The organism is Frankia sp. CcMO1 (genome assembly GCF_977945845.1).
In genome coordinates, this window is sequence record NZ_CDWTMG010000125.1 from 1 (window position 1) to 13,281 (window position 13,281).

At 71.7% G+C, this 13,281-nt stretch carries 12 protein-coding genes and 1 pseudogene; 12 read left to right on the forward strand and 1 reads right to left on the reverse strand.

From position 1 onward, the window contains the following. The 6 genes and pseudogenes from AC08OU_RS15210 to AC08OU_RS15235 all read left to right on the forward strand — a co-directional run. Window positions 1–397 (forward strand): annotated as a pseudogene (locus AC08OU_RS15210) (cell division protein FtsZ); the annotation flags it as partial. Window positions 398–420: 23 nt separating this feature from the next. Continuing rightward, window positions 421–1,104: a peptidoglycan editing factor PgeF gene (gene pgeF, locus AC08OU_RS15215; protein WP_476605166.1), complete on the forward strand. Its 684-nt coding sequence runs from the start codon at window positions 421–423 to the stop codon at window positions 1,102–1,104. Then, the gene (locus AC08OU_RS15220; protein WP_476605167.1) at window positions 1,101–1,928 is read left to right on the forward strand and encodes a YggS family pyridoxal phosphate enzyme; all 828 of its coding nucleotides are present in this window, start codon (window positions 1,101–1,103) and stop codon (window positions 1,926–1,928) included. The genes pgeF and AC08OU_RS15220 overlap by 4 nt, the downstream gene beginning before the upstream one ends. Window positions 1,929–1,938: 10 nt before the next feature. Beyond that, window positions 1,939–2,481: a cell division protein SepF gene (locus AC08OU_RS15225; protein WP_476605170.1), complete on the forward strand. Its 543-nt coding sequence runs from the start codon at window positions 1,939–1,941 to the stop codon at window positions 2,479–2,481. A gap of 76 nt (window positions 2,482–2,557) precedes the next feature. Beyond that, window positions 2,558–2,812: a YggT family protein gene (locus AC08OU_RS15230; RefSeq protein WP_476602247.1), complete on the forward strand. Its 255-nt coding sequence runs from the start codon at window positions 2,558–2,560 to the stop codon at window positions 2,810–2,812. A gap of 94 nt (window positions 2,813–2,906) precedes the next feature. Next, complete coding sequence (locus AC08OU_RS15235; RefSeq protein WP_476602246.1) at window positions 2,907–3,866, forward strand: DivIVA domain-containing protein; 960 nt, start codon at window positions 2,907–2,909, stop codon at window positions 3,864–3,866. Between the two features lie 271 nt (window positions 3,867–4,137). On the opposite strand, the gene ileS is transcribed toward AC08OU_RS15235, so the two are convergent. Next, window positions 4,138–7,341, reverse strand: a complete 3,204-nt coding sequence (gene ileS / locus AC08OU_RS15240; protein ID WP_476605168.1) for an isoleucine--tRNA ligase — start codon at window positions 7,339–7,341, stop codon at window positions 4,138–4,140. A gap of 571 nt (window positions 7,342–7,912) precedes the next feature. Here ileS and AC08OU_RS15245 point away from each other — a divergent pair. The 6 genes from AC08OU_RS15245 (at window position 7,913) to AC08OU_RS15270 (ending at window position 13,262) form a co-directional block, all read left to right on the forward strand. Beyond that, window positions 7,913–8,518, forward strand: a complete 606-nt coding sequence (locus tag AC08OU_RS15245; protein ID WP_476605169.1) for a signal peptidase II — start codon at window positions 7,913–7,915, stop codon at window positions 8,516–8,518. Next, window positions 8,499–9,440: an RluA family pseudouridine synthase gene (locus AC08OU_RS15250; RefSeq protein WP_476601704.1), complete on the forward strand. Its 942-nt coding sequence runs from the start codon at window positions 8,499–8,501 to the stop codon at window positions 9,438–9,440. Before AC08OU_RS15245 ends, AC08OU_RS15250 begins: the two co-directional genes overlap by 20 nt. Then, complete coding sequence (locus AC08OU_RS15255; protein WP_476601703.1) at window positions 9,437–10,498, forward strand: hypothetical protein; 1,062 nt, start codon at window positions 9,437–9,439, stop codon at window positions 10,496–10,498. The genes AC08OU_RS15250 and AC08OU_RS15255 overlap by 4 nt, the downstream gene beginning before the upstream one ends. Window positions 10,499–10,689: 191 nt before the next feature. Beyond that, a complete protein-coding gene (locus tag AC08OU_RS15260) occupies window positions 10,690–11,334 on the forward strand; it encodes a DUF6308 family protein (RefSeq protein ID WP_462188889.1) in 645 nt (214 codons plus the stop codon). A 49-nt stretch (window positions 11,335–11,383) separates the two neighbouring features. After that, on the forward strand, window positions 11,384–12,346 hold the full coding sequence (locus tag AC08OU_RS15265; RefSeq protein ID WP_476601702.1) for an ABC transporter ATP-binding protein: 963 nt from the start codon (window positions 11,384–11,386) through the stop codon (window positions 12,344–12,346). A 13-nt stretch (window positions 12,347–12,359) separates the two neighbouring features. Next, a complete protein-coding gene (locus tag AC08OU_RS15270; RefSeq protein ID WP_462188888.1) occupies window positions 12,360–13,262 on the forward strand; it encodes an ABC transporter permease in 903 nt (300 codons plus the stop codon). The last annotated feature ends 19 nt before the right edge of the window (window positions 13,263–13,281 follow it).

Below are 13,281 nucleotides of genomic sequence, written 5' to 3' on the forward strand. Positions count from 1 at the left end.
GATCTCCACCGTCCCGTCTCGGACGCCGCCCGCCGCGCCCCCGCCGCCCCCGCCCGTCGCGCCGGTCCCGCCGCCCGCGCCGAGCTACCTGCAGGCACCCCCGCCGCCGATCGCGCCGTCGAACGTCGGTCATTACCACCCGGAACCGCGGCCGGGGGTGCCGGCCTCGAACGAACCCGCCGCGGCCGCCACGGCCGAATCGACCGTGATCCCGACGATCGAGTCCCGCCTCGCCCCGCCGAACCGTGAACCGGTGGAGCCGCCGGTTGATCAGACCCATGGTCAGCACCGCCCGGAGCCCCCGCGCACTGCTCCCCGGCCGACCTACCCGCCTCGCCGGCCGGTGCGGCCTGTGGCCGACGACGACGAGCTGGACGTGCCGGACTTCCTCAAGTAGCCGGTGCCAGGCAGACTTCCGGCATGCCGGTTCTCGTCACCTCGCGCTCGGGTGGGGTCAGCGACCCGCCGTTCGAGGGACTCAATCTGGGCGACCACGTCGGGGATGCCGACGAGGCCGTCGCCGTCAACCGACGCCGGCTCGTCGACCGGCTGCGGATGCCGGTCCAGTACATGCGGCAGGTGCATGGGAGGCAGGTCGCCGTGTTGCGCCGGCACGGGCCGCCTCCGCAGGCGGACGCGCTGGTGACCGATGTCCCCGGCCTCGCGCTCGCCGTGATGGTCGCCGACTGCGCACCGGTGCTGTTCGAGGCCCCCGCGGTGGTGGGAGTGGCGCACGCCGGCCGGGTTGGGATGGCCAATGGCGTGATACATGCCACTCTCGGGGCCCTCGAGCGGCTCGGCGCCGCCCCGGACGAGCTCCGTGTCACCATCGGTCCATGTATCTGTGCCGGCTGTTACGAGGTGTCGGAGGATCTTCGTTGCGAGGTGGAGACCCAGGTGCCGGGGAGTGCGGCCACCACCCGCGTCGGTACCGCGGCGATCGATCTGCGTGCCGGTATCCGTTGTCAACTCGCCGTCACCGGTGTGACTGATATAACAATTTCTGCTCGATGTACCGCCGAGGATCCGGAGCTCTACTCCTACCGCCGGGAGGGTCGGACGGGACGCTTCGCCGGTCTGGCCTGGCTCGGGCCGACGCCATGATCCACCGGCCCGGCCCGATCGAGCTCGATCCGGCGCGCCTGGACCGGTTGACGCAGCGGCTGGCCGAGGTTCGGGCTCGGATCGCAGGGGCGGCCCGGGCCGCGGGCCGTGATCCGGACCACCTCACCCTCATTGCGGTCAGTAAAACCTACCCACCCCAGGATGTTGTGATGATGCACATGCTCGGGGTGCGGCACTTCGCCGAGAACCGGGAGCAGGAGGCCGGGCCGAAGGTGGGTTTCGTCACCCGGCTGATCGGCGGGGAACGGAACGTCCCGACCAAGGGGACCGGTGACGGCCCGTCCTCCGGTTCCGACGATCCGATCTGGCATTTCGTCGGACAACTGCAGCGCAATAAGGCCAGATCCGTTCTTCGTTGGGCGGATTGGGTGCAGTCGGTGGATCGGGTGAGCCTGGTGCCGGTGCTCTCCCGGCTGGCGATGGAACGCGGCCGCCCGCTGTCGGTCTGTCTCCAGGTCTCGTTGGACTTCCCTGGTGCTTCCGATGGGAAGATTGGTGCGTCGATCGCCGGCTCGAGGCGCGGAGGGGTCGATCCGGCCGGCCTTTCCGCCCTGGCCGATCTTGTCGAGGAGGCGCCGGGACTGGCTCTGCGAGGCGTGATGGCTGTCGCCCCCCGGGGAGGGAAGCCACGACCTGCATTCGCGCGACTGCGTGAGGTGGCGGAACGCCTGAAGGTGGGGCATCCCCAGGCCACCGTCATCAGTGCCGGCATGTCGGGAGATCTTGAGGACGCGGTGGTCGAAGGCGCGACACACCTTCGGATCGGCACCGCTTTGTTCGGTGAACGGCCTGGTGTCCCTTAGAGTCGCGCCCATGGGGCTCGGGCGCAGGGCGATGGTCTACCTCGGTCTGGCCGAGGAGGATGAGGACTATCTCGACGACGACTATGACGACGGTCGTGCGGTCGGTCGTGACGATCGGCGTGCTATGCACGAACCGGTTCCGATGGACCGTACGGTCCATCGGATAGACGCACGTGAGGAGCCGGTCGCCATGCCGCGACGTCCACCGGTCGAACCGTTGCGTCCCGCCGGTCCCGTGCCGATGCGCAGGGTGGCCGCGGTGGAGGAGCCGCACCCCTACCGGATCACCACGCTTCAGCCACGCAGCTACAATGAGGCGCGCCAGATCGGCGAGGAGTTCAGGGACGGGACACCCGTTATCATGAACCTCACTGACATGGACGATGCCGACGCCAAGCGGCTGGTCGACTTCGCCGCGGGTCTGATCTTCGGCCTGCGGGGCGACCTCGAGAAGGTGACCAACAAGGTCTTCCTGCTCTCGCCGCACAATGTCGAGGTCACCGAGACGGACAAGCGACGCATCCGTGAGGGTGGGTTCTACAACCAGTCATAGCCAGGGAATGTGATCACGTTCCCCCCGTTCCTCAGGAGAGAGCGCCATCAGCACAGTAGGTAGCTTGATCTTTTGGGTGCTGACGGTCTATCTGTTGCTCCTGATAGCGCGATGGATCATCGATCTGGTTCTTGCCCTCAGCCGATCGTTCCGCCCGACCGGCCCCCTGGTACTGGTCTTCGAGATTGTGTACATGGCAACTGACCCTCCGTTACGATTCATCCGGCGATTTCTTCCGCCGTTGCGAGTGGGTAGCGTTGCGCTTGACCTCGGGTTCCTGCTGCTCTTCCTGGTGATCATTGTGCTTCGAAGCTATGCGCAGAGGCTGTGACGGGGTTGTTGTGCACACCGCGAGCGCGGGCGCGGCAGACTGCCCGCAGACCGCCCTCTCTTCGGGGAGCGGCGATGCCGCACGAGGAGGCGACGTGGCTCTGACACCACAGGACGTTCAGAACAAGGTCTTCAGCCCGACGAGGTTTCGCACGGGCTACAACGAGGATGAGGTCGACACCTTCCTCGACGAGGTCGAGGCGGAGCTGACGCGGCTGCTGGACGAGAACAGCGACCTGCGCCGGCAGCTCGACGAGGCCCGGCGTTCCGGCGGTGGTGGTCCGGGCGTGCCCGCGCAGATCCTCGAGGAGAACCAGGGCCTGCGCCGCCAGCTCGACGAGGCGCGTCGCCAGATCGCCCAGGCGCAGGCCCAGGCCGCCCAGGCCGCCCGGGAACGGGGCCAGCAGCCGCAGCCCACCGGGCCGCAGGGGCCGCAGCAGGGCGGCGCCCCCACAACGGTGATCTCAGCGGTGGGTACCTCCGGACCGCCCGCCCGGGCCGGCGGTAACCCGCAGGTGGAGGCCGACATCGAGCAGCGGGTCGCCCGTACCCTCGTGCTGGCCCAGCGCACGGCGGACGAGGCGCTGCGCGAGGCGCGCGCGGAGTCTGAACGCGCCCGCCGCGAGGCGAGGGCGGACGCGGACCGCATCATTGGTGAGGCCCGGGCGCACGTGGCCGAGCAGCTCGGCGGCTTGGAGGACGACAAGCGTCGCCTCGAGGGCCAGGTCGAGCAGCTTCGGGCGTTCGAGCGGGAGTACCGTACTCGGCTGCGGGCCTACCTGGAGATGCAGCTGCGGGACCTGGACGGCATGCCGACTCAGCCGGCCGTCGGTGCCGGCGGGCCACCGCGACCGGGCCTCAACCCGGGTGGTGGACCCACGCCGCCCGCGGTGGGCATGGGGCCCAGTGGCGCCCCGCAGAACCCCGCCCACCAGCCGACCTTCTCGCCCGGTCCGCCCCTGCCCGCCGGCGCCGCCATGGCCCGCGACAACGGTCACGGCCGGCCGGACATGGACGCCACCCGGCGGGACGCCCCGGGAATGCAGGAGTTCTGATCATCCGCTGCGCGGCCCTCGGCGAGTCTGGCGTGGCCCTCGGCACCGGCGCGGACGGGGCCGGAGCCGACGGGCGGTCTCGTGATGGGGTGATCGAGAGATGCTGACGCTTTGTGGAGCAGTTCTTGCTTTGTGTACGGTTCTTGCGGTGGTCGGCATCCTTGCCGGCAGCGGTTTCGTCTATGCGTCCCTGATCTTGACGCTGGTCGCCGCGGCGCTGCTCCCGGCGGGAGCAGTACGCCGGGCCTCTCGCTGACCTCGGGCCTCGGTCTCAGCCGCCGGTCGTCTCGTGCCGGGTGAGCGTGAACGCCAGGCCCAGCTCCTCGGCCGCCGAGCGGGCTTCCGCCTCCCGCGGCTGCGCCGCAGGCAGCTCCGTGCGGGCCACCTCGGTGAAGGAGACCGCCAGCACCTCCTCGGCCACCGTCTGACCGTGGGTACGCAGCGCGAGTGCGGTCTCCTCGCGCGTCGCCGCCCAGGAGACGTCCACCCGGTCGGTGATCTCCAGCCCTGCCGCCTTGCGCGCGTCCTGGAGCACCCGGACGACGTCGCGGGCGAGCCCGGCGCGGGCGAGCTCCGGGGAGATCTCCAGGTCGAGGGCGACGGAGAGCCCGGACTCGGCGGTGACCGCCCAGCCCTGCCGCGGCGTCTCTGTGATGATCAGCTCGTCCCCGGACAGCTCGGCCTCCTCCCCGTCGACGGTGACGGTGAGCCGTCCGTTGACGGGAGGACCGGCGGCCGCGATGGCCGCGGCGACCGCCTTGGTGTTCCTGCCGAAGCGCCGCCCCAGGGCCCGGAAGTTCGGCTTCACCGAGATGTCGACGACCTCCGAGGTCGCCGGCTCCACCGTGGTCACGTTGAGCTCCTCGGTGATCTGCGCGATCAGCTCGGGGGAGAGCTCGTCGAAGGCACTCGCGCCGATGACCGCCCGCGGCAACGGCTGGCGGGTGCGCATCCCGCTGGCGGCCCGGGCGGCACGGCCGAGTTCCACGATCCGCCGGACGAGATCCATCTGCTCCGAGAGCTCCGGCGTGTGCAGCCCCCCGGGGAGCTCGGGCCAGGCGGCAAGGTGCACCGAGTCGGGGGTCTGCGGGGAGGCGTCGGCGAACAGCTGTGACCACAGCCAGTCGGTGAGGAACGGTGTGAACGGCGCCATCACTCGGGTCAGTGCGTCCAGGCAGGTGTGCAGGGTGTCCAGGGCATCGGCGTCGCCGGCCCAGAACCGGCGGCGGGACCGGCGGACGTACCAGTTGGACAGGTCGTCGACGAACCGGGCGATCCGCCGCCCGGCCCGCAGCGAGTCGAAGTTCTCCAGCGCCTCGTCCACCTCGGCGACGGTGGCCGCGAGCTCGGACAGCGCCCAGCGGTCCAGCACGTGCCGCCGGGCCGGCGGTGTCGCGCCCGCGCCTGGGCTCGCGCCCGGCCGCCAGCCGGCCGCCCCGGCATAGAGGGCGAAGAACGACGCGGTGTTCCAGTAGGTGAGCAGGACCTTGCGGACGATGTCCTCGATCGCCTCGTGACTCATCCGGCGGTCCGCCCACGGCGAGCCGCCGGCGAGCATCAGCCAGCGGACCGCGTCCGCGCCGTGCCGCTCGAACAGCTCGAAGGGATCGAGCACGTTGCCGAGATGCTTGCTCATCTTGCGGCCGTCGGCGTCCAGGAGCAGGCCGAGGCAGAGCACCGTCTCATAGGAGGAGCGGCCGAACACCAGCGTGCCGACCGCCATCATCGTGTAGAACCAGCCGCGGGTCTGGTCGATCGCCTCGCAGATGTACTGCGCCGGGTACTGCCGGGTGAACTCCTCGAGGTTGTGGTGCGGGGCACCCCACTGGGCGAACGGCATCGCGCCGCTGTCGTACCAGACGTCGATCACCTCGGGCACCCGGTGCGAGACGCCGCCGCAGGTCGGGCAGGTCCCGGTGACCTCATCGACGAACGGGCGGTGCGGGTCGAGGTCGGCCAGGTTCCGCCCGGCGAGCTCGGAGAGCTCGGCGAGTGACCCGACGCACACCAGATGGGTGGGGTCGTCGTCGCAGCGCCAGACCGGCAACGGTGTCCCCCAGTATCGGTTGCGGGACAGCGCCCAGTCGACGTTGCCGCGCAGCCACTCGCCGTACCGACCGGTCCTGATTCGCTCGGGGTGCCAGGTCGTCCGCTCGTTCTGCGCCAGCAGCTCGTCGCGGATGGCGGTGGTCCGGATGTACCAGGACGGCAGCGGATAGTAGATCAACGGTGTGTGGCAGCGCCAGCAGTGCGGGTAGCTGTGCGTATACGTCGACGCCCGCCACAGCCGGCCCCGTGCGCGCAGGTCGGCGGTCAGCGGCGCGTCGGCATCCTTGAAGAACATCCCGCCGACCAAGGGGACGTCGGCGAGGAAGCGGCCGCCCGTCCCGATCGGGTTCACCACCGGCAGCCCGCTCGCCCGGCAGACCGCCAGGTCCTCCGCGCCGAACGCCGGCGCCTGGTGGACCAGGCCCGTGCCGTCCGTGGTCGTCACGTAGTCGGCGAGCACGACCGAGTGCGGGACGCCGGTGCCGGCCGCGAACCGCTCCGCCGCCAGCAGTTCGAACGGGCGGGTGTAGCGGGCACCGGCCAGCTCCGCCCCGCGGAACCGCTCGACGATCTCGGCGTCCTCGCCGAGGGCCGCGGTGACCAGTGGTTCGGCGACGACGAACAACTCCCCATCCCCCGCGCGGGCCAGGACGTACTCCACCTCCGGGTGAACGGCCACCGCCGTGTTCGACACCAGTGTCCACGGGGTCGTCGTCCAGACCAGCAGCTGCGCGCCCTGCCCGGCGAGGCCGAGGGCGTCGGCGACGAGCGGGAAACGGACGTAGACCGAGGGGTCGTCGACGTCCGAGTAGCCCTGGGACACCTCGTGGTCGCTAAGCGGCGTCTCGTCGCGCGGGCAGTACGGGGTGACCCGGAAGTCCTCGACCAGCAGGCCCTGGTCGAAGATCTGCTTGAGCGACCACCAGACGCTCTCGACGTAGCTGGTGTCCATGGTGCGGTAGGCGCCCTCGAGGTCGACCCAGTAGCCCATCCGCTCGGTCATCGCGGAGAAGTCCGCGACATGGCGCAGCACCGACTCGCGGCACCGGGCGTTGAACTCGGCGATGCCGAACGCCTCGATGTCGTTTTTGCTGGTGAAGCCGAGCTCCTTCTCGACCGCGAGCTCGACGGGCAGCCCGTGGCAGTCCCAGCCGGCCCGCCGGGGAACGTGGTAGCCCTTCATCGTCCGGTAGCGGGGGAACAGGTCCTTGAAGACCCTGGCCTCCACGTGATGCGCCCCCGGCCTGCCGTTGGCGGTGGGCGGGCCCTCGTAGAAAACCCACAGCGGGCGGTCCGCGGTGGCCTCCAACGAACGGTGGAACACCTTGGTGTCGCGCCAGCGGGCCAACGTCTCCCGCTCCAGGGCGGGCAGGTCCACCTGGGCGGGCAGCGGAGCGAAGGTGGGATGCCGCAGGGGGGTGCTCATCGTGGGGACTCGGTCTCCATAGTCGTGATCTCCGTCGGGCTGGCTCTCCAACGGAGGGACGACGCCTCACCGGCCCCGGGCGTGACCATCCGGCCGATGCGCCGGCCGCCTGTCCTGCCCGGACCGGGGGTACCGCGGTACCACCCTCCTTGCACACCCGCTCGGCCGGATCGGGCCGAGGGATGGCCCCTCGTTGTCCTCGCGGTGGCCGGATCTACTGGGGACCCGATGGTCGACCGGATCCCGTTCTTCCGGCGGCTCGGGGGTGATCTTCGCGACGCGCTGGCCACCGGGCTTCCACCGACCCCGGCTCGCTTGGGCTGCGCCCGCCGCTACTCGTCCCCGTCCACGCCGTACCGCTGCCCATGAGCGTAGCTCAACGGGACGAGTGGTCCCGTCCCCGGCTCGGCCCTTCGCCGCGCGGCCGGTTCATCGTCGGGACCCGGGGTCGTAGAGTGGTCGGGTAGGAGAGGTGCCGACCATCGGGAGCGGTGTGTCCGAAGATCCCGCCGATCACGCAGCGGCCGCGCCGGGGGGCGTCGCCCCGGGCGCGGGGCCCGTCGCGTCGGCGATGCCCACGAAGCCCTCGGCCCCGCCCGGGGGGTCGGCGCCGGTACCGCGCGGGCGGGACGAGGCTCGCCCGACCGCCGGTTCCCGCCGGGCGGTGGCCACGCTGACGGTCGCGGCGGCGATCGTCCTGCTGTCGGACATCATCACCAAGCACGTCGCGGTGGCCACCCTGTCCGACCGGGGGCCTGTCGAGGTCATCCCCGGCCTGCTCGACCTGGAGCTCACCCGCAACTCCGGAGCGGCCTTCAGCCTCGCGGGCGGCGCGACGGTGCTGCTCAGCCTGGTCGCCCTGGCCGTGGTCGCGGTGGTGGTGTTCACCGCCCGCCGGCTGCGGTCGGTGGGGTGGGCTCTCGTGCTCGGCGCCCTACTCGGCGGGGCGCTGGGCAACCTCGCCGACCGCATCTTCCGCGCGCCGGGTCCCCTGCGCGGTTACGTCGTGGACTTCGTTCACCTCCACTACTGGCCCATCTTCAACGTGGCCGACTCCGCGATCGTCTGCGGCGGCGTGCTCGCGGTCATCCTGTCCCTGCGTGGCGTGGGTCTGGACGGCACGCGCTACGCCGAGCATCAGCCCGTCGGCGGGGGCAGTGACCATCACGGGCGGTGACCTGCGGTCCCTACCGGTCCCGGACGGGCTCGACGGCGTCCGTCTCGACGCGGCGATCGCGAGGATGTTCGGGCTGTCGCGGACCGTGGCCGCCGCGCTCGTCGACGACGGCCAGGCGAGCCTTGACGGGAAGGTCCGGGGCCGGTCCGACCGGGTCAGCGGCGGTGCCTGGTTGGAGGTCCGGCTGCCCGCCGCGCCGCGTCCGGTGGCGGTGGAACCCACGCCGGTCGAGGGTCTCGGCATCCTCTACGACGACGACGACATCATCGTCGTGGACAAGCCGGTCGGGGTCGCCGCCCATCCGGCGCCCGGCTTCACCGGACCGACCGTGATCGGGGCGTTGGCGGCCGCGGGATACCGCATCTCCACCTCGGGCGCGGCCGAGCGTCAGGGGGTGGTGCACCGTCTCGACGTCGGTACCACCGGGGTGATGGCGGTCGCCAAGAGCGAGCGTGCGTACACCCTGCTGAAACGGGCGTTCCGTGACCGTGCGGTGGACAAACGCTACCGGGCCGTGGTGCAGGGCCATCCCGATCCGCTGCGGGGCACCGTGGACGCCCCGATCGACCGGCATCCGCGCCGGCCGGGGCTGTTCGCCGTCGTCGCGGACGGCAAGCCGAGTATCACCCACTACGATCTCCAGGAGGCGTTCCGGGCCGCCTCCCTGCTGTCCGTGCGGTTGGAGACCGGGCGCACCCACCAGATCCGGGTGCACATGTCCGCCCTGCGGCACCCGTGCGTCGGGGACCTCGCCTACGGGGCCGACCCCACGCTCGCCGAGCGGCTCGGCCTGACCCGCCAGTGGCTGCACGCGGCGCAGCTGTCCTTCGATCATCCCGGTCACGGCGGACGGGTCGAGTTCACCAGCCCGGACCCGGCTGACCTGGCCGAGGCGGTGGAACGACTGCGGGACCAGCCATGACGGAGCCGGTGACGCTCGGGGAGGCGACCTCGGCGCCGGTGCCCGCTCCCGCGGCACCTGGGGGAGCGGTGCCGGCGCAGGCCCCCGCCGGCCGGGGGTGGCCCACCGTGCGCCCACCGGTCCACGAGCTGGGGGCGCTGCTCGATCGGGTCGACGCCCGCACGCTGCCGGCGACCTCTCGCGCGATCGCGATCGTCCGGGCGCGGATGGTGGGCCTGGCGGCGCGGGAGATCGGTCGGGTCCGCCGGACCCGGGACCGGGCCCGTCCCTTGCCTGCCGGCTCCGACGACGATGACGGTCCGCCGGCCCTGCTCGACGTGGCCGGAGTCACGCCCGGCGGGGTGGTGGAATGGGGCGTCCGGATGCTTGTCCTCGGACTCGTCGCGTTGATCGTGGTGAGCGCAACGGCCGCGATTCTGCAGGGCGTCGATCATGCTCCGTCGTCCGGACGGTCCTCCCCGGCGACCGGGGAGGCGCCGACGTCCGCGAACCAGCCGGCGGCGCCCGACCAGCCGGCGGCGCCCGTGTTGCCCGTGGTGACGATCGGCCCCGGGCCGAACGACCCGGTCGCCGACTACCTCGGCGCCAGCCGGCAGAACCTCGCGTCGCTGACCTCGGCCGCCCCCGGCGCCGATCTTTACGCCGTGGCCAGTCTCACCGCGCCCCGCACCCCCGCCGACCTGCTCGAGGTGTTCGGCGACTTCCGGACCGTGCAGGTGTTCTTCACCGCCGGTATCGGGGGTGAACAGGAGCAGGCCCTCGTGCGCGATCCGGTGGCCGACGTCCGGGCCGCCTTCGGGTCGGCGGCGGCCCAGGCGGACGCCCGAGCCGCTGCCGACACGCAGGTCGGCGACACTGCCGCCGCCGACCGCGAGCGGCGAGCGGCGAGCGATCTGCGGGCCGGGTGTGGATGTCTGTTCGCCGCGGTGGTCCGCGCCCCGGCCGGCCGGCTCTCGCAGCTCGAAACCGATCCTCGGGTGCGGGTGGTGGACCCGGCCCCACCGGGAAGCGGGCCGCCGGGTATGAGATTCATCCCACTGTCCCCGGACCGTCGCTGACCCGGTCGAGACCGTCCGCATGATCGGACGGTGTGCCGGGCACGGGTGGCGGACGGTGACCGTTCTGGCGTGGCACCCGACCCCTGCGCCATCGTCGACCGGGACAGGAGAAGATGAGGGGGGAGACCGGCTTCGTCACCTGGGGTTGCGACCGGCCGGGGAGTTCACGGATCATGATGAGGAGACCCAGGTTGAAGCTGGCGAAGGGCACCCGGGAGGTCTTCGACGCGGAGAGCCTGCTCGAGGAGTACCTGGGGCCGCGCAAGCGAGGTCTGCGCTACGCCTACCCGTACTACGACGGCCTGGTCACCAATAGTGATCCGGATCTGCTATGCACCGGGGATCTCCTGGCCCCGTGCCTGCTCGGCGTGCATGTGGACGTGGATCGGATGCACACGCTCACCGCACTGATGCCGTTGCTACAGCGGGCGTTGGACAGGCTTCCTCCCGGCATCGAGCTCATCGAGGCCGACGAGGTCACCCTCGATCTGGTCGCCGCGCTCTACGACCCCCTCGACGACCCGGACGTCTCCGACCGGGACGTCAAGGGCTCCCTCATCGCCAAGGTGCTGCACCGCAAGCGGCCCGCCCTGGTCCCGTTGTTCGACTCCAAGGTGAGGATCTTCTACCAGCACGAGGACTGCGTCCCGCCGTCGCCGCGGGACGGGCGGTCCTGGCGGCAGTACATGGGCCTGCTCATCCGCGCGATGCAGTACGACCTGCGGGAGAACGCCGAGGAGTTCCGCCGGCTCGGGGCGCTGGTACCCGTCGCGGGTCCCCCGATCACCCCGCTGCGGATGCTCGACGTCGTGGTGTGGATGAGCAGCGCGGTATGATCAGCGCCCGTCGCCGGCCCGGGACCATCGACCGGATCCGACTGCGACAATGGTCGATGTGTTGAGCTACGCGGTCCGCGGGCTCACCCGGCGGCACGGGACGGGTGAGCATGCCGTTCTCGCCAATGATCGGATCGATCTCGACGTCCGGCAGGGCGAGGTGTTCGGGGTGCTCGGGCCGAACGGCGCCGGGAAGACCACGCTGGTCCGCCAGTTGATGGGTCTGCTGCGGCCGGACGCGGGCACGATTACCCTTTTTGGCCGCGACGTGCTGGCTGCCCGCGGTCTGCCGGCCCGGCTCGCCGCCTACCTGGGTCAGGATGATCTCGCGCTGGCCGAGCTGCCGGTCGCCACGGCCGTGGCGACCACCGCCCGCATGCGCGGCGTCCCCCGCTCCGCCGTGCGGGCGGTCCGTGACGCCGTGCTCGGCGAGCTTGGTCTGGAGGCGGTGGCGCATCGCCCGCTGTCGAAGCTGTCCGGTGGGCAACGCCGGCTGGCGTGTGTCGCCACCACCCTGGTGGGGGACCGGCCGATGCTCGTCCTCGACGAGCCAACCACCGGCCTCGACCCCGTCGCCCGGCGGGCCGTGTGGTCGGCGCTGCAACGTCGCCGGGACACCGTCGGTGTCACCGTCGTGCTGATCACGCACAACGTCCTCGAGGCGGAGTCGGTGCTCGACCGGGTCGCCGTCCTGGACGCCGGGCGGGTGATCGCCTACGACACTCCGGGCCAGCTCAAGGCATCGTTGTCCGGTGACGTCCGGCTCGACCTCGCGTGGCGCCACGACCCGCCCGCGGACGATCCCACCGTCGCGATGTTGGCCGCGCTCGCCGTGGTCAACGGACGGCGGTGGACCATCCGGTTGGCTCCGGCCGCGGCCCGTGACGCCCTCGGCCGGTTGACCGCCGGCCCGGCGTTCGCCGCGCTGGACGATTTCAGTCTCGCCACTCCCTCGCTGGAGGACGTGTACCTCACCCTCGGCGGCGGGTCGCGGGACCTGGAGCGCGCATGATCGTGATTTTCCGGTGACCGTCGTTCCGGACGCGCTCGGGGCATCCGGTGGCGGGGCATCCGGGGTGCCGGCGCCATCGGTCGTGGATGGCCGCCCGCTTCCCGCCACGCGGCCGGCGCCGGCCTCCGCCCCGCCGAGCAGCGCCCCGCTGGCCCCGCCGCAGCTGCCGCCGTTGACGTCGTTCCGCACCGCGTTCGGTGCGGTCTACCGCGGGCAGCTCGCCCGCTCCAAGGTGGGACGGATCCCGCTGCTGTTCGTCGCGTCGTTCCAGTCGGTCGGGATCCTCGTGCTGCTGCGCGGGATTCTCGACGTCGGCGACACCACGGCCGCCGGGCAGGTCGTGGCGGGTTCCACGGTGCTCGTGGTCGCCTTCGTCGCGTTGAACCTGCTGGCCCAGCGGTTCGGGGCGCTGCGGGCGTCCGGTGCCCTGGACTACTACCTCACGTTGCCGGTGCCCGGCGTCGCGGTGGTGCTGGGCACGGCGGCCTCATATGCGACCTTCGCGGCGCCCGGCACCGTCGTCACCGCGGTGCTGGGGGCGCTGCTCTACGGGCTGCCGCTGTCTGGCCTGTGGCTGCTGCTGCCTGTCGTGGCCCTCGCCGGGATCTGCCTGTCCGGGCTCGGGGCGGCGGTCGGCCTGCTCGCTCCTCGGTCGGAGCTCGCGACCGTCGCCGGCCAGCTCGGAATGAGCATCGTGCTGTTTTTCGGTGTGATCCCCTCCGGCCGGCTGCCCGAGGTCGGCCGCTGGGCGCGGGACGCGTTGCCCAGCAGCTACGCGGTGGACGCCCTCGCGGCCGCCTTCCAACCCGGCGTCGACTGGGCGAAGGTGGTCCTCGACCTCGGGATCTGCGCCGCCGTCGGGGTGGTGACGCTGTCTGTCGCGGCGGTGGCGCTGCGCCGTGTCGGCACGTCCTGAGGGCGTCATAGTTAGCAGG